The 21,560-nt window shown below is 60.9% G+C and carries 16 protein-coding genes and 1 pseudogene; 9 read left to right on the top strand and 8 right to left on the bottom strand.

Annotated features, from left to right (window positions below):
- Positions 1 to 13 precede the first annotated feature (13 nt).
- Complete coding sequence (lapD, locus tag QOM08_RS27505; RefSeq protein ID WP_316912347.1) at positions 14 to 1,960, bottom strand: cyclic di-GMP receptor LapD; 1,947 nt, start codon at positions 1,958 to 1,960, stop codon at positions 14 to 16.
- Positions 1,961 to 1,974: 14 nt separating this feature from the next.
- Entirely contained in the window at positions 1,975 to 2,598 is a 624-nt protein-coding gene (lapG, locus tag QOM08_RS27510) for a cysteine protease LapG (RefSeq protein WP_370695181.1), read from the bottom strand.
- 273 nt (positions 2,599 to 2,871) lie between these two features.
- Between lapG and QOM08_RS27515 the strand changes: the two genes are divergently transcribed.
- The 5 genes from QOM08_RS27515 (at position 2,872) to QOM08_RS27535 (ending at position 9,887) form a co-directional block, all read left to right on the top strand.
- Positions 2,872 to 3,564 (top strand): GntR family transcriptional regulator, encoded by a 693-nt coding sequence (locus tag QOM08_RS27515; RefSeq protein ID WP_107321456.1) that lies wholly within the window; start codon positions 2,872 to 2,874, stop codon positions 3,562 to 3,564.
- Positions 3,565 to 4,252: 688 nt separating this feature from the next.
- Positions 4,253 to 5,029, top strand: coding sequence for a DUF3050 domain-containing protein (locus QOM08_RS27520; RefSeq protein WP_076383235.1), 777 nt, complete (start codon positions 4,253 to 4,255; stop codon positions 5,027 to 5,029).
- Positions 5,026 to 5,958: a diiron oxygenase gene (locus QOM08_RS27525; protein WP_076383234.1), complete on the top strand. Its 933-nt coding sequence runs from the start codon at positions 5,026 to 5,028 to the stop codon at positions 5,956 to 5,958. The genes QOM08_RS27520 and QOM08_RS27525 overlap by 4 nt, the downstream gene beginning before the upstream one ends.
- A 10-nt stretch (positions 5,959 to 5,968) precedes the next feature.
- Positions 5,969 to 9,388 carry an amino acid adenylation domain-containing protein gene (locus tag QOM08_RS27530; RefSeq protein WP_316912348.1) on the top strand — a complete coding sequence of 1,140 codons (3,420 nt, stop codon included), beginning with the start codon at positions 5,969 to 5,971 and terminating at the stop codon, positions 9,386 to 9,388.
- Between the two features lie 34 nt (positions 9,389 to 9,422).
- Positions 9,423 to 9,887, top strand: a complete 465-nt coding sequence (locus tag QOM08_RS27535; RefSeq protein WP_047230510.1) for an SRPBCC family protein — start codon at positions 9,423 to 9,425, stop codon at positions 9,885 to 9,887.
- Between the two features lie 742 nt (positions 9,888 to 10,629).
- Here QOM08_RS27535 and QOM08_RS29230 read toward each other — a convergent pair.
- Positions 10,630 to 11,415, bottom strand: a complete 786-nt coding sequence (locus QOM08_RS29230; RefSeq protein ID WP_371517439.1) for a methyl-accepting chemotaxis protein — start codon at positions 11,413 to 11,415, stop codon at positions 10,630 to 10,632.
- 117 nt (positions 11,416 to 11,532) lie between these two features.
- Positions 11,533 to 12,558: pseudogene (locus QOM08_RS29235) on the bottom strand (cache domain-containing protein); the annotation flags it as partial.
- Positions 12,559 to 12,761: 203 nt separating this feature from the next.
- Between QOM08_RS29235 and QOM08_RS27545 the strand changes: the two are divergent.
- The 3 genes from QOM08_RS27545 (at position 12,762) to QOM08_RS27555 (ending at position 16,844) form a co-directional block, all read left to right on the top strand.
- Complete coding sequence (locus QOM08_RS27545) at positions 12,762 to 13,262, top strand: sigma-70 family RNA polymerase sigma factor (protein WP_047230328.1); 501 nt, start codon at positions 12,762 to 12,764, stop codon at positions 13,260 to 13,262.
- The gene (locus QOM08_RS27550) at positions 13,252 to 14,253 is read left to right on the top strand and encodes a FecR domain-containing protein (protein WP_173406326.1); all 1,002 of its coding nucleotides are present in this window, start codon (positions 13,252 to 13,254) and stop codon (positions 14,251 to 14,253) included. The genes QOM08_RS27545 and QOM08_RS27550 overlap by 11 nt, the downstream gene beginning before the upstream one ends.
- Positions 14,254 to 14,339: 86 nt before the next feature.
- The gene (locus tag QOM08_RS27555) at positions 14,340 to 16,844 is read left to right on the top strand and encodes a TonB-dependent siderophore receptor (protein WP_316912349.1); all 2,505 of its coding nucleotides are present in this window, start codon (positions 14,340 to 14,342) and stop codon (positions 16,842 to 16,844) included.
- A gap of 152 nt (positions 16,845 to 16,996) precedes the next feature.
- Here QOM08_RS27555 and QOM08_RS27560 read toward each other — a convergent pair whose 3' ends face one another.
- A complete protein-coding gene (locus tag QOM08_RS27560; protein ID WP_316912350.1) occupies positions 16,997 to 18,070 on the bottom strand; it encodes a fatty acid desaturase in 1,074 nt (357 codons plus the stop codon).
- A 100-nt stretch (positions 18,071 to 18,170) separates the two neighbouring features.
- Here QOM08_RS27560 and QOM08_RS27565 point away from each other — a divergent pair, with 100 nt between their 5' ends.
- A complete protein-coding gene (locus QOM08_RS27565; protein ID WP_139048641.1) occupies positions 18,171 to 19,175 on the top strand; it encodes an AraC family transcriptional regulator in 1,005 nt (334 codons plus the stop codon).
- A 95-nt stretch (positions 19,176 to 19,270) separates the two neighbouring features.
- Here QOM08_RS27565 and QOM08_RS27570 read toward each other — a convergent pair whose 3' ends face one another.
- The 3 genes from QOM08_RS27570 to QOM08_RS27580 all read right to left on the bottom strand — a co-directional run bounded on the left by QOM08_RS27570 (position 19,271) and on the right by QOM08_RS27580 (position 21,558).
- Positions 19,271 to 20,509 carry a type II toxin-antitoxin system HipA family toxin gene (locus QOM08_RS27570; RefSeq protein ID WP_316912351.1) on the bottom strand — a complete coding sequence of 413 codons (1,239 nt, stop codon included), beginning with the start codon at positions 20,507 to 20,509 and terminating at the stop codon, positions 19,271 to 19,273.
- On the bottom strand, positions 20,502 to 20,750 hold the full coding sequence (locus QOM08_RS27575) for a helix-turn-helix transcriptional regulator (RefSeq protein WP_316912352.1): 249 nt from the start codon (positions 20,748 to 20,750) through the stop codon (positions 20,502 to 20,504). Before QOM08_RS27575 ends, QOM08_RS27570 begins: the two co-directional genes overlap by 8 nt.
- Before the next feature lie 121 nt (positions 20,751 to 20,871).
- The gene (locus QOM08_RS27580; RefSeq protein WP_316912353.1) at positions 20,872 to 21,558 is read right to left on the bottom strand and encodes a Crp/Fnr family transcriptional regulator; all 687 of its coding nucleotides are present in this window, start codon (positions 21,556 to 21,558) and stop codon (positions 20,872 to 20,874) included.
- Positions 21,559 to 21,560 lie beyond the last annotated feature (2 nt).

Consider the following 21,560-nt stretch of genomic DNA (forward strand, 5'->3'; position numbering starts at 1 on the left):
ATACAAGGCCGTCTCACCCCCAACGCCGAGGCTCCCCAACCAACTGCCCCTGCACCCCAAACAACCCCATCTCCCGAATCACCGCCAACTCCCCCTCCGTCTCAACCCGCTCGGCAATCAACGGCAAGTCAATACTGTGAGCAGCACGCTGGATCGCTTCAATAAACAGGCGCTTGTCACTCTCCTGATCAATGGCACGGATATAGCTGCCATCGATCTTCAGATAAGCCAACCCCAACCGCGACAAGTTGCCAATCATGCTGAACCGCCCACCAAAACGCTGCAGGCTCAAGGAAAAACCAAGCTCGCGCAGTTGCCGAGTCAACTGCTCCAGCACGGCTTGCTCCGGCAGTTGCTCTTCACCAATCTCCAGGGTCAAGCGCGGCCCAAGGTTGGAATGCGCCCGCAGGATCTCGAAGATTTTGTTCAATGCCTGAGGATCAGCCAGGGTGGCAGAGGACAGGTTCAACGCTAAGGATTGCTCATGCCCGGCCATTTGCTTGAGCACCTGTTCGAGCATCAAGCGGTCCAGACGCGCGGTCCAACCAAAGCGCTCCAACCAAGGAAGGAAGCGCCCGGCGGGGATGGTCTGGCCCTGCTCGTCCAGCAGCCGTGACAGCACTTTGTAATGCAGCACCACCTGGGTGTCCTGGGCGGCCACCACCGGCTGGAAGTACAGCTCGAAGCGCTGATTGCTCAAGGCCTGGTCGAGTAGATTGTGCCAGGCATGATGATCGTCACCGACGCTGGCCGAGGCGCTGTGGTCCAGGCAGGCCCAACCCGGTTCGCCCTGGCTTTCGGCCTGGGCAAGGGCCTGGTCGCCGAGCTGGAGCACGGCTTGCGGCGAGTCGCCATGGACGAATGGAGCCAGTCCGATGGAGGCCACCGAAGCCACATCGGTCGCACCGGTGGCATGCAGGCTGGCCAAGGCGCTTTCGAGGTTCTGCGCCAGTTGCAGCGCTTCCTCGCGCACCAGCCCCGGCGCCAGCACGGCGAACTCCCCACCGCGGATGCGCGTCACCATGTTGTGGGTTTCAGGGTAGCGGGCGCATTCACGCTGTAATTGTTCGCCCACGGCCTTGAGCAACTGGTCGGTGCGCTGCCCGCCCAGCCGCTGGTTCAACCCGGCCAGGTCCTTGACCCGCAGCAACAGCAGATAACCGGAACTGGCCTGCTCGGGGTTGCTCACCCGGGCGTGGAGCTGCATTTCGAAATACCGCCGGTTGGCCAGGCCCGTGAGATTGTCCTGGTAAGACTCGACCCGTAGTTTTTCGCTACGCTCGGCCTGCTCCTGAAACAGCGCCTTGAGCTTCTCGACCATCTGGTTCATCGCCTGCACCACCCGGCGCAGTTCGGGCGTGCGCGGCAACTCCGGCAGGCTCAGGAACTCGCGACGGGCGATGGCATGGGACTGGTGCACCATGTAATCCAGCGGCTTGAGCTGACGACGCAGCAGCAAGGCCCCCAGCACCGCGCTCACCGCGCCGCACAGCAGCAGCCAGCCCAGACTGCCCAATGCGCTCTGCCACAGCTTGGCGAGGGCGAACATCGGGTGGCTGACCACTTCGACCCGCGCCGCCTGTTCCCAGCCACGGCTGACAATCGCATCGCCACCGGCCGGCTCCAGGCCGATGAGCTTGATGAACCATTGCGGCACGTTGCCGGCGTCGGGCGTGCCGGTACGCTCGACGAGGGTTTGGTCGGTGGCGACATCGACCACACGGATGGTTGCGTAATAGCCACTGTCGAAAATCGAGCTGACCATCAACTCCACCATCGCCGGGTCGTCGATGTTCGGCGTCAGGGACAGCGCCAGCGCCGTGGCCGCGTCCTGGGCGTGGGAGCGCAACTGGTTGACGTACTGGGCCCGCGAGCTTTCCAGACTGACCATGAAGCTGCCGCTGAAGGCAACCACCAGGAACAGACAGATAGCGATCAACAGCTGTTTGAACAAGGACATCTGAGCGCGCGCTCCTAGTTAGTCGTCTCGACCGGAAAACCTTCGGCCTGCATTTTTTTCAACACATCCTGCCACCGGGACAGGCGCTTGGTGTCACCCACTTTCTTGTTGCCCTTGGCGCCTGGCAGCCACAATCCCTCGGCATTGAAAGAGTAGACCGGCAACAGATCGGTCCGCTGGCTGGCCGGCAGGATGCCGTCGATCAGGCTGTCGAGTACCAGCGGCATGGCATCGGGGGTTGCGTAGTAAGTGAGCACCATGTGCGCACGGTTCTGCCGCAACGCCTTGACGTAAGTGATGCGCAGCTTGTCACTGGACACCCCCAGACGACGCAGGCTGAAGTACTTGGCAATGGCGTAGTCCTCGCAATCCCCGGCCCCTTTCCACAAGGCCTGGATCGGGGTCTCCCAGTAATCGACCTGACGCCACAGGTCGATGTCTTCGACGTAGCGCACCCGTTTGTTGAAAAACAGGTTCACCACCTTGAGCTGCTCAAGCTCCGGCGTCTGCTTCTGGGTCGCCAACAATTGCTGCCAGGCATCGATTCGTTGCTGCCCTTCGCCCAACGGCCCATATAACGCTTGCGCCCGCCGGCTGATCTGCGCAAAGTCCCAGTCAGCCTGCAGGCCGCCCAGCATGAGGCCGGTCAGCAACAATGCCGAACACAGCCAGCGCAAGGACCTGGGAACAGGGAAAGGTGCAGCCAAGGGAAATACGTCCAAAAAGGGCCGTGGGAAATGCGTTGGATGGTGAAGCCTGGCCCGGCAAAAGACAATGGCAAGGTGCGATCACCACGAGCAGACTAAACTTTAGTTCAGGAACCGGGGCCGCGAGGTTTTGACGGCTTGGCAATCTGTAACTACTGTTGGCTTGGATCCAATTTTTGTTACTACCAGTCAGGGTGCGTTGTCGTGACACAGAAGCCCAAACCGCTAAGCACTATCCAGGTCAACGGGCCCATTCCCGCTGCCCAGGCCCGCTCAATCATCGAAGAATCCCTGCGCGAGGCCATACTCGACGGGCGCCTGCCCTGCGGCACCGCCCTGCGCCAGCAGGAACTGGCCGACCTGTTCGGCGTCAGCCGCATGCCGGTACGCGAGGCCTTGCGCCAGCTCGAGGCGCAATCACTGCTCAATGTGGTTCAGCACAAAGGCGCCGTGGTAGCCCCGTTGATCACCAACAATGCGATCGAAACGTACGCCCTGCGTTCGGTCCTTGAATCTTTCGCATTGCGCCTGTCCATTCCCCTCCTCGATGCCGAGGACCTGGCCATGGCCGCCCATTACATCGAGCAACTGGAAGCCCAGACCGACCACGCTGAAATCGGCAGGCTCAACCGGCTGTTTCACATGTCGCTTTATCACAAGGCACCCAACAGCAAACTGCTGGACCTGATCGAGCGCGAGCTCAATGAGGAAGAACGCTTCTTGCGCTTCCATCTGTCGTCCATGGGCTTGGGCAAACTGACCCAGGACGATCATCGCGCGCTGCTGGAGGCCGCTACGGCGCAGGACATCGACAGAGCGGTTGCCCTGCTGGAGCTGCATCTGGAAAAAGCCTGCGTCACCATCCGTCGCTATCTGGAACAACAACCAAGCCGTTGACCTGCCCCCCGCGCCCCGAGGGGCGCATCACTTTCTTACACATCCCTCCTACACGGTTTCTCGCCCGCCCGACGAGGCCGCAGCGTAGCCGCGCCCTGTCGCCCCCATCAGTTCAATGGCACTGCCATCGATTTGGGCCCACTCTTGCGTTTGTCGATTAAAAAACAGACCTGAAGAAGTCAGCGCCTGGCCGCAGCCAGGCGAATCGAAGCCAACACGCAAGGAGCACCGCCCAACCGGCGGGATGATCGGAAGTCCGTCCGATGTCCCCCCCATAAAACAACAACTTCTTATTTCCCTGTCCCCTGAAGTGCTCCGAGTGAGGCATTCACTCAACTTCTTCGATTCTGATACTTCTCTATCGGAAGGAGCGGCTTCGCCTGAATAAAACTTATATTAAAAGTTTTAATACCCCTCTTCGCGCCCAATAAATAACCCCATTTAAATAATTAAAAAAACACTTGCCGCTTACTTGTTCGGTGTATTAGCTTTTTATCCGTCGAGTTGTTATCGACCGCTTACATTTATGGCTTAGGTCCGAAAAACCTTGCCCGCACGCCATGAATGCGCAGTTAAGACGAGCACTTCAATACTTTCGAAACTTATGGACTCCGGTTCAGGCACCCGCTCGCTTTTATTAAAGCCCGGGTGGCTTTTCCGAACAAACATCATTGATGAGGACGTTCCGATGCAGCCAACCAAAGAACAACTATCTCTGAAAAAACACGCCCTTGGCCAACACCCGGTTTTTTCTGAAATAACATCAATCGATCTGCTGCGCCGCTTTATGCAAAGCCATGTTTTTGCCGTGTGGGATTTCATGTCACTGACCAAACGGCTGCAACGGGAGCTGACCTGTGTCCACTTGCCCTGGTTACCGCCGGCCGACCCACACGCTGCACGTTTGATCAACGAAATCGTCCTGGGCGAGGAGTCGGATGACCGCCCCGGAGCCGGCTATTGCAGCCATTTCGAACTGTACCTGGACGCCATGCGCGAGGTTGGCGCCGATACTCGCGCCATTGAGCAGTTCATCACCTTGCAACAGGAAGGCGTCAGTCCCGAAACAGCCTTGGAGAGCGTCGAAGTGGAGCCGGCGGCGGCCCGGTTCGTCCGCCAGACACTGCAAACGGCGCTGCACGCACCGGCCCACAGCGTGGCCGCCGCCTTCGTGCATGGCCGCGAGAGCGTCATCCCGCAGATGTTCCAGCGCATGCTGGACGCTTGGGGCATCGGCCTGGATCAGGCGCCGACGTTTCGTTATTACCTGCAGCGGCACATCGAAGTGGATTCCGAGGACCACGGCCCGGCAGCGGAAAAACTCTTGGCCCGACTGATCGATGGCGACCCGCAGCGCGAAACCGAGGTGCTGGCCGCTGCACTCGCCGCCGTCCAAAGCCGCACCGCGCTGTGGGACGGGTTACGCCAGAGCATGGCCCAACCGCTTGCGCAGGTGGCGCCATGAACGCTGTCGAATACCAATCCTTCGCCGACGCCTGGGAAAGCCGCGCGACCATCCGCACCCGGCCACGGCGCCGGGTCGAAGACGACGACAAGTTGATCTTCCCCATGAGCCGTCAGCCTCTGGTGCACAGCCAGACCTTCCTCAGCCACTGCCCGCAACTGCGCGATTTTGTGCTGGTGCAGAGCCTCTACAAGTTCATCAACGATGTGGTGATCTTCGAGACCGAGCTGGTGGACCACACCGCCCGGCGCATTGCCAAGAACAGCTTCGGCATCGAGTTCCCGTTCGCCTGCCGCTACGACGCAATGACGGTGGTAGTAGACGAGGATTATCACGCACTGGTGGCGATGGACTTCATGCAGCAGACCATCGACATGACTGGCATTGCGCCTATCCCGTTGCCCGATCAGATCGAGCTCAGCCGCGCCATCCCGGCGACGCTGGCCCAGGCACCGGAGCATTTGCTCAGCGCCGTGGAGTTGATCTGCATCGCCATTGCCGAGAACACCGTGACCAACGAGGTGGCGGCATTCGCCCGGGATGATTCGGTCAAGGCGTCGATCAAGGGCCTGATGGCCGACCACTTGCTGGACGAGGGACGGCACTCCGGATTCTGGACGCGCCTGGTGCAAATCTACTGGCGCAGCGCGCCCGAAGCTGACCGCGATGCGATTGCGCGACTGATGCCCGGCTTCATCAGCCAGTACCTGGCGAGCGATCTGCAACAGGCGTTCGATTTCCAGCTGATCGCACACCTGCCCGTCGACGAATCGGTGCGCCAGTCATTGCGCGAAGAGGCCAGTGCGCTGGCGTATCCCATCAATCGTTTTCACCCGTTGGTGGGCAATATCACGCGCTTTTTTCGCAGCAGCTCGATGCTGGCGTCCCCCTGCGTGCGTGACGCCCTGGCCGACTACCTGACCCCATGAGGATCCGCCCATGAGACGCCTCGAAATTGCCGTGTCTGGCACAAGCCAGGCCATGACCGACCTGGCCCAGGAGCTCGAACTGCACGGCCACGGTGTTGTGCATCTTGAATCAGCGAACCACCACACAGCGGTAGACCTGTTGATTGATGACGGGACGCTGCCCTGCACCCTAGACGCCCGCTCAAACCTTCAGGTGCGTGTGGCGCTCCAGGCTTTTCCCGGCCAGGCATTGCCACAGCCGGTGGTGGTTTTCCGCGACAGCGCGCATCGGCCGTTGTCCCAGGAAGTGATCGCCCCGCAAGGCTGCGGCAACGGCCAGTCTTTGCGACTGCGCGCCTTGGCGGCGGTGGTCGAGCACGGTGCGCGACTGGTCAGCCAGCTTTCCCGGGACGAAGCCTGCTTCGATCACTGGCCGACGGTGCAGACCGACGCCTGCGATGAATCGTTGCAGGGACTGGATGTGTTGGAGCCGCTGGCCTTCGAACACCACCTCAATCGGCCCGCGGTGCCTTGGCTGCTGGCTGCAGCCGAAGTGCCGGTCATGCATGACATCGAGCAGCGCATGCTCAATGACGGTACGCAAGCGGCCCTGTGGGTCGACGGTCAGCTTGTCGACTACAAGTCCTTGCGCAGTCTGGCGTTGCGCTTGCAGGAGCCGATGCTCAAGCAACTGGCCGGGGCAAAACCTGGAGTGATTGGTGTCTGCCTGCCCAAGTCCGCACAGTTGTACGCAGCTATCCTGGCGGTACTGGGTTGCGGGGCGGTGTACCTGCCGCTGGACCCGCAGCACCCCGCGCAACGACGGCGCTTTATCCTGGAGAACGCCAACGCCGACTTACTGCTGCACGACGGTGACAGCGACCTGGGCGAGCTGTCGCTGCCGACGCTGGATGTACGCAAGCTGCCTTCACCCAAACCCGGCATCCCAGCCTCGCTGATCCGCCGCGTGGTGGACAGCGACGAACCGGCCGTGGCGATCTACACGTCCGGCACCACCGGCCAACCCAAAGGCGTGCTGCTCAGTCATCGCAACCTCAGCCATTTCTGCGCCTGGTATAGCGACTATGTCCGCTTACAGCGTGACAGCCGGGCATTGCAGTTCTCCACCATCAACTTTGACGCATCGCTGCTGGATATCCTGCCGACCTTCATCCAGGGTGCGACGCTGGTGGTGCCCAGCGAAGACCAGCGTCGCGACCCGCAGCAACTGTTGGCGCTGATTCAGCAACAGCATGTCACTCATGCTTTCCTGCCGCCCGCGCTGCTGAGCGTGATGCCGCTGGATGCACCGTTGGGGCTGGAACACCTGATTACCGGCGGCGATGTCTGTGAGCCGTTCGTGATCGAGCAGCTCGCACCGCAGTGCAGTTTCCACAACATCTACGGCCCCACCGAAACCACGGTGCTGGTCACCACCCGGCAATTCGGTGTCGGTGACAACAACCGCAACCTCGGTGTGCCCATCGCCAATGGCCGGGTGCTGATTCTGGATGAGCAGCTGCAACCGGTGCCCCAAGGCACACCGGGCGAGCTGTACATCGCCGGGCCTGGGGTCGGCCTCGGCTATCTGAACGACCCGGCGTTGACCGCGAGCCGCTACCTCAACCTGACGCTGCCCGACGGGCCAACGCTGCGGGTATATCGCACAGGCGATATCGCCCAATGGACCGACCACGGCATCGAACTGTGTGGTCGGCGCGATAACCAGGTGAAGATCCGTGGCTTTCGGGTCGAACCCGAGGAAATCGAGCATTGCCTGCGCGACAGCCAGTTGTTTCGCCAAGTAGCGGTGGGGGTCGATGACCGACGGCGGATCCTGGCGTTTCTGGTTCACCCTCGGGAAGAGCGGGCCGACGCCGCCCTCCAGGCTTTGCGCGAGCATGTACAAAACGCGCTGCCCAGCTACATGCACCCGGCGGCCTACGTGCAATTGCCCAGCCTGCCCTACACCAGCAATGGCAAAGTCGATCGCCGGGCCTTGCTCGCCAAGGCGGTGCAAGTGCAGGTCGGCAGCCATCGGCGCCAGCCGCAGAACGTTCTGGAAACGCAGCTGCGGCAACTGTGGGCCGAGTTGCTGGAGCTGCCGGTCGACGACATCGCCACCGATGAAAGCTTCTTCAATCTCGGTGGCCATTCGATCCTGCTGTCACAACTGTTGCTGGGGGTCCGCGAAGCCTTCGGGCGCAGCCTGTCGATCAATCGCTTCATCGAAGCACCTACGCTGATCACGCTGGCGAAGTTACTGGACGATCCTGCGCAAAACAGCACATCGACCCTCAGCCCCCAGGCCTTGATCGATGCGCAAGCGGAACTCAACCTCGATCCCCTGCCTGTCAGCCGGTGTGGTGATGTGCACAAGGTGGTGGTGACCGGCGCCAACAGTTTTCTTGGGGTACACATCGTCGAGGCCTTACTGGCCTGGGGCGCCACCGAAGTCGCGTGCCTGGTGCGCGAATCCGGCGGACAAAGCGCGGCCGAACGCTTTGCCCAGGCCCTGCGGGACAATCGGCTGAACCACCTGGACCTGAGCCGCGTCAGTGTCTACGCCGCCGACATCACCCAACCGCAATTGGGTTTGCCAGACGACGTCTATGCCCGCATCGACCGCACCTTCGGCGCGTTGGTGCACAACGCCGCCCACGTCAATCATGTGCTCGACTACGAGTCTTTGGCGCGGGACAACGTGGAGCCGATCTTCGAATGCCTGCGCCTGTGTGAAGGGCGCAGCAAAAAGATCTTCAACTTCGTCTCTACGCTGTCGGCGTCCAGTGCGCTGGATGCCGACGGCCAGGTCCTGGAGCAGCCCGCCGCAGAGACGCCGCCGATCTACATCAAGAACGGCTACAACCTGTCCAAATGGGTCGGCGAACGGATCCTGCAGCGCGCTCGGGATCGCGGGGTGTGGGTCAATCTGTTTCGCCCCGGCAACATCAGTTTCAACAGCCTGACCGGGGTCTGCCAGCCCCACAAGAACCGGTTGATGCTGATGCTCAAGGGCTCGATCCAGCTCGGTCAGGTGCCGGATCTGTCCCTCAACTTCGACCTGATGCCGGTGGACTTCCTGGCGCGCTTCATCGCCTTCCACACCAGTCGTTATCAGCCGACGCAGGCGGTGTTCAACCTGCACAACCCCGAACCCTTGAGCTGGGACGCCTATGTGGCGTCGTTTCGTGAAAGCGGCCGGGAATTTTCCCTGGTCAGCGTCGCCGACTGGCAACGGCAACTGGGCCGGGTCGATGCCGACAATGCGCTGTTCGGCGTACTGGGTTTTTACCTCAACGGTTTCGAGGAAGACATCGGCGACATCTCGTTGATCAACCACGCCAACGCTCGGGCCGGCGTACGGCAGATGGGTGCCCGCTACCCGGAAAAATCCCCGGCCCTGCTGCGCCGTGGTGCTGATTACCTCAAGGCCATCGATTTCATCTGAAGCACCCCTCAACTGTAAAAAAAGGAGCAAGACCATGAATGCACTTCAACCCGACACCTTGATCAAGAACCCCCACGCCTGCGAGGTCGAAACTTCAGTGGAAGTACCCGCCAACGCGGCGAGCGTCTGGGCAGTGGTGGGCAATTTTGCAAGGTTCGATCGATTCATCCCGGCACTTGAGCACATCGAAATGACCGGCGAGGGCGTGAGGTCCCTGCGCAAGAAGTTTTTCCGCGACGGGCAGAACCTGGTGGTGGAACAGCTCAACAGCCATGATGACCAGGCCATGCACATGACCTGGACGCTGATCTACAACACCCTGGGCATCGATAACCTGTGGGCGGCAATGCGCGTCGAGCCCCTGGCGGACAACCGCTGCCGCGCCACCTGGACCATCATCGCCGACCACACCGATGCCCATACCCCGTCCGGCTTCCGAGATTTCCTGCAAGGGTTTGCCGATGAGGCGATGGGGAATGTGCAAGTGATGTTCAAGTAAACCTTGTGGGAGCGAGCCTGCTCGCGAAAGCGGTGGGTCAGCTGGCGATGATATTGGCTGTGCTGTCGCCATCGCGAGCAGGCTCGCTCCCACACTGATTTCGGTTGGCAGCAAGATCCAGTCACACCGCCAATCCCCTGTGGGAGCGAGCCTGCTCGCGAAAGCGGTGGGTCAGCTGGCGATGAGGTTGGCTGTGCTGTCGCCATCGCGAGCAAGCTCGCTCCCACAGTTTTGGTTCCGGGGTGGGCGCAAGATCCAGTCACACCGCCAATCCCCTGTGGGAGCGAGCTTGCTCGCGAAAGGGGTGGGTCAGCTAGCTGATGATGTTGGCTATGCCGCCGTCTTCGCGAGCAGGCTCGCTCCCACACTGATTTCGGTTGGCCGCAAGATCCAGCTCCACCGCCAATCCCCTGTGGGAGCGAGCTTGCTCGCGAAAGCGGTGGGTCAGCTGGCGATGAGGTTGGCTGTGCTGTCGCCATCGCGAGCAGGCTCGCTCCCACACTGATTTCGGTTGGCCGCAAGATCCAGTCACACCGCCAATCCCCTGTGGGAGCGAGCTTGCTCGCGAAAGCGGTGGGTCAGCTGGCGATGAGGTTGGCTGTGCTGTCGCCATCGCGAGCAAGCTCGCTCCCACAGTTTTGGTTCCGGGGTGGCCGCAAGATCCAGTCACACCGCCAATCCCCTGTGGGAGCGAGCCTGCTCGCGATGGCGGCGGCACGGTTGGCGGTGAGGTCGGCTGAGATCAGATCTTGAAGCTGTCCACCAACTGCTTCAGCCGATTGGCCTGTTGCGACAGGGCATCGCAATCCTTCAGGGTTTCATTGAGGTTGGCGACGCTTTGCTGGTTCAGCAGGTTGATGTGGCTGACATCCATGTTGAGGGTTTCCACCACGGCGGTCTGTTCTTCGGTGGCCGCGGCCACCGACTGGTTCATGCCGTCGATTTCACCGATGCGCTGCGTCACGCTGACCAGCCGCAGACCCGCCTGGTTGGCCACTTCCACACTTTCTTCGCTGGAAAGCTGGCTGGCGTTCATCGTCGTCACCGCTTCACGGGAACCGACCTGGAGCGAGGTGATCATCTTGTGGATTTCTTCCGCCGACTCCTGGGTGCGGTGCGCCAGGTTGCGCACTTCATCGGCCACCACCGCAAACCCGCGCCCGGCTTCACCGGCACGGGCCGCTTCAATGGCAGCGTTCAGCGCCAGCAGGTTGGTTTGCTGAGAGATGCCCTTGATCACGTCCAGGATGTGCCCGATGTTGTCGGTGCTGGCGTTCAGGGTTTCGATCTGGGTGCACGAGAGGCTGATCTTCTGTGACAGCTCGGTCATGGCCTGGATGGTTTTTTCCACCACCTGGCGTCCATCATCGGCTTGCTCGCTGGCACCACTGGCCTGTTGCGAGGCGTCGGCGGCATTGCGGGCGATTTCCTGGGTCGCGGCGCCCAACTGATTGATGGCCGCTGCCACGCTGTTGGTGCGGGCGCTCTGTTCGTCGGAGCCAATGAGCGAGGCATTGGACGAAGTCATCACCCGCTGCGACAGGTCATGCACTTGCCGAGTGGCGGAAGACACTTCCGAGATCGACGCGTGAATCCGCTCCACGAATTGGTTGAACGAGCTGCCCAGCTCACCGAACTCATCCTTGCCCTGGACCACCAGACGCCGGGTCAGGTCGCCTTCACCTTGGGCGATGTCCTGCATGGCGCGCCCCATGGTGGTCAATGGACGCATCAACACCTGGATCAACAGGCTCAGCAACAACGCAATGGCCGCCACCGCCACAAACATCGCAATCAGCGCCGAGGTACGGAAATGGCTCAGCGGTGCGTAGGCCTTGTCTTTGTCGATCGACAGACCGATGTACCACTGGGTATTCGGCAGGCCCGCGACGGGGGTAAACGAAAGAATGCGGTCCTGCCCATTGAGCTCAACCTCCTGGATACCTTTCTCGATGCGCACTGGCGTACCGGGGTAGATGTCCTTGAGGTTCTTCATCACCTGGTCCTTGTCCGGGCTGACGATGACCTGACCGTCGCCGCTGACCAGAAACCCATGGCCGATGCCGCCGAAATCCACGGAGTTGATGATTTTCACCAGGGTTTCCAGGCTCAGGTCGCCCCCCACCACACCGAGCAGCTCACCGTTGTGCTTCACCGGCAGGGCGATGGTCACCACCAGGCCGCCGACCGCAGCCAGGTAGGGCGGGGTCAGCATGGTTTGATCGATGGTGACTGCCTGTTTGTACCAGGGGCGCTGGCGCGGGTCGTAGCCGTCGGGCATTTTTGCGTCAGGGCGCTGGGTGAAGACGCCGTTGGCCTGACCCACGTAAGTGAACTGGAAATTCGACGTCAGCGCCGGCTGATCCACCAGCCCCGGCAGATCGGCACCCGCGCCCTGGTGCGCAATATTCTGCGCCAGGTTTTCCAGCACCAGCACCCGGCCGCTCATCCAGTTCTGGATGCTGCTGGCCGTCAGGTCGCCGGACTGCTGGATGGAGGATTCGAGACTGCTGCCAATGGTTTTTCGTTGCAGGTAGTCGTTGTAGAGCGTGAACAGGGCAAAAGCCAGAACGACCACACCAGAGGCGGCCAGAAGGATTTTATGGCTGAACTTCAGATTCATCGACAGGCTTCTTATGCAGGGAGTGGGGGTGCATTCCGGTTGCAGCATTCATGTCACAGCGCGGGCGGACTTGTGATCTGCTCCACTTTGGTGCACGCATATAACGCTGTCGGCAAAAGTTAAAAAAATATGAGCCCTTTAAACAAATGGGCGACGGAAGGACACGGTGCGTCGAACGGTGGTTGCAAATTCACTGACCCCTGATGACAATGCGACCTATTATCATTTGCGACATCCAGGCCTTCGCGTTCATGTCATCTCCCGAGTTTGCAGTACAGACGCTCTACAGCAACCATCACGGCTGGCTTCACACATGGCTGCGCAGCCGCTTGGGCAATGCTGCCGACGCAGCGGACCTGGCCCAGGACACTTTCGTGCGCCTGCTGCAACGCACCGAACGCCTGGAGCTCAAGTCGCCCCGCGCCTTTCTACGCACCATCGCCCAAGGCCTGGTGATCGATCATTGGCGCCGGGAAGAAATCGAACGCGCTTACCTGGAATCCATCGCCCACCTGCCACCCGCCCAAGCCCCCGACACCGAAGCCCAGGCCTTGATCCTGGAGCTGCTGGAAGCCATCGCCAGAATGCTCGAGGGCCTGAAGCCGAAAGTGCGCAGGGCATTTCTGTTGGCCCAGTGCGAAGGCCTGACGTACAAGCAGATTGCCGAGCAGATGGGCATTTCCTTGCGCTCGGTGGAACGATACGTCGCCGATGCGCTGTATCACTGCTATGTGTTGCGCTATGAAAGCTGAGCCTGTGGATAACGTGTTGAATCGACGCAGCGGCCCATCCCAACAGGTAGTCAGGCAAGCGATCAACTGGCTGCTGCGCCTGCGCAACCATGCTGCCAATCCGGCCTTGCGCCAACAATGCGAGGTCTGGCGCGCCGCCCATCACGAACACGAATTGGCCTGGCAGCGGGTGCAAGCGCTGCACAGTGAGTTGACCTCGAACCTGCGGGCGGTCCCCGGCGCCCACGTCGCTCTCGACACCCTGGAAAACAGCGCCCAGCGACTCGGTCGGCGCCAGGCCTTGAAACTGTTGTCGGGGGTGGCGCTGATAGGCTCCGCCGCCTGGCTGGGCAAGGACCTGGGCTGGCAGCCGTGGAGCGCGGATTTCGCCACTGCCACCGGCGAACATCGAGGTTTCCAGTTGCCCGACGGTACGCGGCTTGAACTGAACACTGACAGCGCCGCCGACCTGGACTACACGACCGAGCATCGCCTGATCAGCCTGACGCGAGGTGAAATCATGCTCACCTGCGGTCGCGATCCCGCGCGGCCGCTGCTGGTGCGCAGCCGACATGGCCTGTTCGAAGGGCTGGACGGGCGCTTCGTGGTGCGGCAGGACAATGCCTGCACACGCCTGAGCGTCACCCGTGGCAGGGTCGCGATCCTTTCACACCGTGGCGCCGATGGTGCCCCGCTACAGGTGAGCGCCGGGCAGAGCTATCTGCTCAGCTCATCGACAGCGACCATGGCGCCGCCGCTGGATATGGACATCGGCGCCTGGGCGGAGGGTTTGCTCGTGACGCGCAACATGCGTCTGGAGGACTTCCTCAACGAGGTAGGACGTTACCGCCAGGGCTATCTGAAATGCGCCGCGTCGATTGCGGACCTGCGCTTGTCAGGCGTTTTCCGCCTGGAAGACACCGACAGGTTGCTGGCCGTCCTGCCGCGCACGCTCCCCGTTCAATTACGCTATCGAACCCGTTGGTGGGTCACGGTGCAGGAATCGGTCTGATTTTTTTTGGCGGGTTTTGCGCGCAAGTCCGGCTAGGACAGTAAGCAACGCTTATCTGCCCTTAGCGACTCCAACGGAAACCCACAATGACTGAGTGCGTAAACCTCAACACCCCCTTTGGCTGCTCCTCGCAAACAGGCCTGTTGCGCCATGCCATCCGTGCTGCACTGTTCTGCACGGTGTTGAGTGCGGGCGCCGTGCCAATGTTCGCCGTCGCGGCGCAAGACGGTGTCACCACCGCGCGCCAGAGCTACAACATTGCCGCCGGCCCCCTGAGCGATGTGCTGAACCAGTTCGCTCGTCAGGCCGGCATCACCCTGGCAAGCACTCCGCAGCAGACGAGCGGTATCCAGTCCCCGGGACTGCACGGCGAGTATTCGACGGACCAGGCCCTGAGCCATCTTCTCAGCGCTTCAGGCCTGACCGCCGTCAGCCCGGATGGCAGCAGCTATGTGCTGCAAACCGAGGCCTCGGGCGGCACGTTGGCGCTGCCGACCACCGACATCAAGGGGTTTGCCCTGGGTAACGCCTTGGGCAGCATGGCGGGCTACAACGCCACCCACAGCCAGGTCGCCACCAAGACCAGTACCGCCCTGCGGGAAACCTCGCAAAGCGTCTCCGTGGTCACCCGCGAGCAAATGGACGACCAAGGCGCGCAAACCGTCTCCCAGGCCATGCGCTACACCCCAGGGGTATTGACCAACCCCTACGGCGCGACCCATCGCTACGACTACGTGGCGATGCGCGGCTTCAACGATGGCTCGGTGGACAACATCTACCTCGACGGCCTCAAGTCCATGGGCGACAGCGGCACCTACAGTTCCATGCAAGTCGACCCGTACTTCCTTGAGCGGGTCGACATTCTCAAAGGCCCGTCCTCGGTGCTCTACGGGCGTAGCTCGCCCGGCGGCCTGGTGGCACTCACCAGCAAGAAACCGCTGTACGAGGCCTATCACCAAATCCAGGCCACGGTCGGCACCCAGGGCCAACGCGGCATGGGCTTCGACTTTACCGGGCCGGTGGATGATGACAAACGCATCGCCTATCGCCTGGTGGGGCTGGCGGATACGTCCGACACGCAGTTCGACCACACCAAGGAAAAGCGCTTTGCCCTCGCCCCCACGGTGAGCATCGACTTTACCGAAGACACGTCGCTGACGCTTCAGGCCTACCTGCAGCACGACCCCGACGGTGGTTATCACGGCGGCATGCCGGCCGACGGCACCTTGCATCAGCGCAACGGCAAGCGTATCTCGGAAAATTTCTTCGAAGGCGAGCCGGGCGTCGATGGCTATGAACGTGATCAGCAGTCGCTCGGCTACCAGTTCGAACACCGTTTCAACGATGTCTTCACCGCCCGGCAGAACTTCCGTTACCTGGACTCCCAAGTCACCAATGATCAGGTCTACGCCTACGGCTGGACCACGCCGACCAGCAACGAGCTGAACCGCTACTACACCGGTGCCGAAGAAAAACTGCATTCGTTCATCGTCGACAACATGCTGCAGGCTGAATTTTTCAGCGGGGCGACCAAGCACACCGTGCTGATGGGCGCTGACTATCAGCGGCGCAAGACCGTGGTGGATTGGACCAGCGGCAGCCTGGCCCCGATCAACGCCTTCGACCCGGTCTATGGCAACTCGGCTATCACCTACTTCAGCCCCACCAGCTACCTGCGACGCCTGGAACAGACCGGTGTCTACCTGCAAGACCTGATCGAGATGGATAAATGGCGTTTCTCCCTGGGCCTGCGTCAGGACTGGGTGAAAACCTCGGATGAAAACCGCATCGCTGAGTTCGGCCGCCCGGAAGGCACCGAGATCAACGACAAACGCAGCAAGCTCACAGGCCGCGCCGGGGCGCTGTACCTGTTCGACAACGGCCTGGCGCCGTACGTCAGCTACTCCGAGTCGTTCAACCCCAACTCCTACGCCGACAGCGCCGGCAACCCGCTGTCGCCGACCGATGGCAAGCAATGGGAACTGGGCCTGAAGTATCAGCCACCGGGTACGGATGACCTGTACACCGCCTCGCTGTTCCGCATCGACCAGGAGAACCTGGCGACCAAACTGCCCCAGGAAAACTTCTACCGCGCCGTCGGTGCCGTTCGCTCCCAGGGCCTGGAACTGGAAGCGCACCTGCAACTGACCGAGCAGTTCAAAGTGCTGGGCAGCTACACCTTCACCGATATCGAATATTCGAAATCGATGATCAGCACGTTGAGCACCACCACCGACATCATCGAAAACAAAGGCAACTCACCGACCCAGGCCCCACGCCACATGGCTTCGGTGTGGGCGGACTACAAGTTCGACAGCGGCGCGCTCGATGGCCTGCGACTGGGCGGTGGCGTACGTTATGTCGGCTACAGCTGGGCCGATGCGGAAAACACCATGAAGGTGCCGTCCTATGCGCTGTTCGATGCGTCGGTGGGGTATGACCTGGGCAAGGTCGGCTTGAAAGGTGTGGACGTGCGCCTGAACGCAAACAACCTGACCAACGAAACCTACGTCGCCTCCTGCGCCAGCTTGAGCTACTGCTACCTGGGCGAAGAACGCAACGTGGCGGCGACGGTGAGTTACCAGTTCTGACCCGTTCTCTTTGGTAACTCATTCTCTGTGGCGAGGGAGCTTGCTCCCGCTGGACGCGAAGCGGCCCTGTTTTTTTGGGGCTGCTGCGCAACCCAGCGGGAGCAAGCTCCCTCGCCACAAGGTTCGGCTTTTACTTCTCGAACCTGTTTGCGTCAAACCCGCACCGCATCCCCTTCCTCCCGCACCACACCCTCTTCCCGCACAAACCGGTTCGCCCGCCCAAACGTGCCGAAATCATTGAACCGCACGCCCATCTCACGCATCACTTTGTGGGCCACCGGCACCGTCATCTGGCGGATGTAGAACGGCTCTTTGACCACGAAATGATGGACCCCGTGGCTACTGCCGAAGTTGAAGCAGAACGCCTGCAATGGCCACAGCCACCAGGGGTTGAGCACCTGGGTTTGCTGGATGACATTGCCCGGCTCGATGTCGCCGTAGTAATGCATGTTCGAGCTGATGAAATGCAGGCAAAAGGTGCGCAGCACGTTCGGGCCGATGATCACCACCGCTGCGATATCGATCACGTGCATCACTACCAGCGTGGTTGCCGACCAATCAATTGACGTGCCAAGCAGATAGGCGACAGCGTTGGCCCCATGGAAACCGAGAAACACGTACCACGCGCCCCAGTGCAACAGCGCCAGCGGGAAATACACCTTCAGCGTGCGCTTGAGGATGCTGCGCTTGTGCGCCCAGGTCTTGGCCCGCAGCAGGCGAATGAAGGCCGACATCACGTTGTCGCCCACCATCAGCAAGCGCGCCAGCCCCCAGGGCTCGCCATTGGTAATGGCCCGCTCTTCCAGGTCGGCCTCGCTGCCGGACACTTTGTGATGATTGAGGTGCAAATGGCGGCGGATCCACGGGTTGATGGTGCTGGGCCGCGCCAGCCAGACCAGGCCCATCATCAGGTTGTGGGGTGCACGTTGCTTGCGAAAATACATGCTGTGAATCAGGTCGTGTTCCAGCTCGTGGGTCAGTGAAGCGAAAAAAGCGTTGAGCAGCAGGCATGCCCAACCGGCCAGGTGACCGTTGATGTAGAGCAGCGCCGAACCGACCATCCCGGCCAGGGCGAACGCCAGGATGCCCGCGCCCAACGCATCCTGATGACGCAGGATCGGGTAGCGCTGGCGCAGTTCCTCGCCTCGGGCCAAGACCACCTGGCGAATATGGGCCGATCGCTGTTGTGCATTCAATCGCTCGGGGCTTGCGCAAGTGCCGTGCATGGCTTACATCCTCTTCTATCGATGTGCTCATCCTGCCGGGCGATGCCCCTTAGGGTGGTAGCCGTAAACGCCAACCTGTTGACCGCAAGCGCCAATCGCCATGACTGAACCCACCTCCCTCGCCAGTTGGACCCGCGCCCTGCGCAAACAGCTTGATGCGTTGGGCCTGGACAGCCATGCCCTGTGCCTGGAGGCCGGGCTCGATCCGCAGTTGATGGACGACCCGAATGCCCGTTATCCGCTCTCGGCCACCACGCGCCTGTGGGAACTGGCCGTGCAGGCCAGCGGTGATCCGGCGATCGGCCTGCGGGTTTCGCGCTTCGTCAGTCCCACCACGTTCCACGCTCTGGGTTATGCCCTGGTGGCCAGCGGCAGTTTGCGAGAAGTGTTTGAGCGAATCGTGCGTTACCACCCGGTGGTCAGCGATGCGTTGATGCTGCAACTGAGCCGCTGCGAAGACCGATACCGCTTCACGCTCGACGTGCCCCAGGGCCGGGCGACGCCGGCCTTTGAAGCCATCGATGCGTTCGCCGCGATTTACGTGCGCACGTGTCGCAACCGACTGGGCCGCGATTACGCGCCGCTGGCGGTGTACTTGCGGCGCCCGGAACCGACGGACCCCGGCCCCTGGCATAAAGTGTTCCGTTCACCTGTGTATTTCGGCGCCGAGCAAGATTGCCTGGAATTCAACCTCGTCGATTTCGACAGCCACCTGGACGACGCCAACCCGGAGCTGGCTGAACACAACGAGACGGTACTCAAGCGCACCCTCGCCCAGCTCCAGCCGCTGACCTGGGAGCGCAAGGTGCGAGCCGCTATCGAGGCCCAACTGCCCGAAGGCGAACCCAGCGCCGAGCGTATCGCCCAGGCCATGCACCTGAGCCTGCGCAGCCTGCAACGGCATTTGGCCGATGAAGGCTGCCGCTTCGACACGCTGCTTAACGAATGTCGGGAAAACCTGGCACTGCTGCACCTGCGCGACCCACAGTGCTCACTGAGTGAAGTCGGTTATCTCCTGGGTTTTGCCGATGCCAGCAGCTTCAGCCGGGCGTTCAAGCGCTGGACCGGAATGACCCCGGGGCAGTTTCGGGACGGGTTGCGCTAGGGGTTTGCGTTGGCTGGGCCGGCCCTATCGCGAGCAGGCTCGCTCCCACATTTGATCTGTGGCATACACAAATCCCTGTTCGAGAAGGCGATGGGTCAGTCGATGCCGGGCTTGAGGCTGCGAGCGAGCCCAGCCGTCCATACTTCGATCATTGCTTCGCCGGTCGCCCTGAACTGTTGATTAGCGCCCATATAACGGCGCATCTCGGCCATGGCAAGGTCCATCCCATGAATGACCTGCTCTATCAGTTCCTTGCAACGCTTTTCGGTCAGGTTGCAGGCCGATCGACCGAATTGCATGAGCATCTTGTGTTTGGGCCAGGCTTTTGAGCCGCCCAGCAACAGCGCCATGTTGTCGTTGCGGATATACACCGCAGTGGTGACGATGTCATAGGCTGGCGCGAGCCGGATGGTCGCATCAACGCCGCAATGCCCATACAGCACACCGAAATTTTTCAGATGCGCGTCGCCATTTTTCAGGCCCGCCGAGAGGGCAACGATTTTGAACAGAGACTCCAGTGCCTGATTGAGCAAGTGCGGCGAGACAAATGCCTTGATCTGTCGAGCCGCCCCTTCATAGGAACCGTCATATTTGGTCCTGGACGGAGAGCCGTTGAGTACACAGAAGTCCTCAAAGCCCAGATACTCCCCGGTATCCGCCATATCAAAGCGTTTGATGATTAGAAATTTGCCGCGCTCACTCAGCTCGAACTCCGGTACCTCAAGCCCCGCGTGCCGCGCAGCTCGCATGCAAAAAAATTCATTCGCCGCCAGTTCCGGAAATTCGTCAGCCCGAAATGCCTTGATCAAATGCGTGGCGCCCCGGTGGGTCAAGCGATCAACTGTCGATGCACTGTCACGTACCAGCACCTTGGGTTGTACCCCGGAAACCCCCGAATACTGTCCATAGGTGTGCAGCAAATCGTCGAACAAACCTTCAGCCCCGTCGTGCACCAGCAAATCCGCCAGGCTGGTTTCGGGTGGTCCAGCTTCTGCCCGCAAAGGACCGATGCCAACGCGCCCCAATTGATGAGGCCCCACAATGGCAAGCATGGCGAAGTCGTCAAATCCGCGCACCGCCTTGCTGAAGCGACGAACCAACTCATCACGCAAAGCACCTTCCGGCAAGTTCATTTCAAAGATCGGCAGGACCCCTGATTCCCAGGTGTAGCTTTCAAGACGCACGGGCATGGTCAACGAGACAGACTGCTCCTCACTCGTGGTTGCGGCATAAGTAAACACGGAGTTACTGCGCTGTTGGCCTCGTCCCAGAATGCCAACAGGCGTTTCGCCGACGCAGACCTGCAACCTGTCCAGACCTTGCTCGTCAGCCATGGAAAGAGTCCTTCTTCAGGGAGTCGAGCGTAGGACGCTTCGATGGACGGGCAACAGCTGTCAGCTCATAACCGAAGCCATTGAGGATCGCTTCGACCTTGCGGATCCCGACTTCAGCAATCGTATTGTTTTCGATGCCCGAGATCGTGGCACGGCTCATGCCGTATTGCGCGGCCAATGCATGTTGAGAGAGGTTATGTTCCTTGCGCAGTCTCCTGAGCAATTGGCCAAGGGTTTCCATCATTGTCTCCGCATTGTATACAGTGCAATATTGGCACAAACACATAATTTGCACTGTATTTAATTCAAATACCACACCAGGGTAGCTTATTCACATATCCTGTGGAGGCTTCAGGTCGGCTTCAGATTGTGGTCAATGCCCGCAACCGCTCGATATCCAGGATTTCAATCTCACCATAAGCCAGTTGCACAATGCCCTGGCCCTGCAAGTCCTTGAGGATCTGGTTGGTGGTCTGGCGCGACAGTGAGAGCATGAGCGCCAGTTGCTCCTGGGGCAGTTGCAAGACCCGTCGCGCCGGTTCGATTTCGCCGTAGCCTTCGGCGATCATCAGCAGGCGATTGGCAACACGTACCGGGGCGGGCATCAGGCTCAGGTGTTCGAGATTGATGAAGGTCAGGCGCAGTTTGTGGCTCATCAGCCGCGCAATATCTCGCCAATAGACCGGATGTGCTTGCAGAAACGCCATCAACGGCGCCTGAGGCAAGTGCAGCAAGGTGCACTGGCCCACGCTCACCGCGTCATGGGTGCGCGGCTGGCCATCGAACAGGCAGATTTCACCAAACCAGTGGGGCGCTTCCACCACACTGAGCAGCGCTTCCTTGCCCTGTTCGTTCACCGCGCCGATCCGTACCGCGCCCTCCAATACGGCGTACATCCCGCAGGGTGGGTCACCGCGCTGAAACAGCCGATGCCCCGGCACCAGGCGGCGCACCCGCGACATGCCCAACAGACTATTCTGTAACTCAGCGGGCAAGTGGCTGTACCAGTGACCGGCCAACAGGTGCGAGTGCCAGGGATGGGTATTCATGG

The organism is Pseudomonas sp. P105 (genome assembly GCF_032614175.1).
Classification (GTDB): Bacteria; Pseudomonadota; Gammaproteobacteria; order Pseudomonadales; family Pseudomonadaceae; genus Aquipseudomonas; species Aquipseudomonas rhizophila.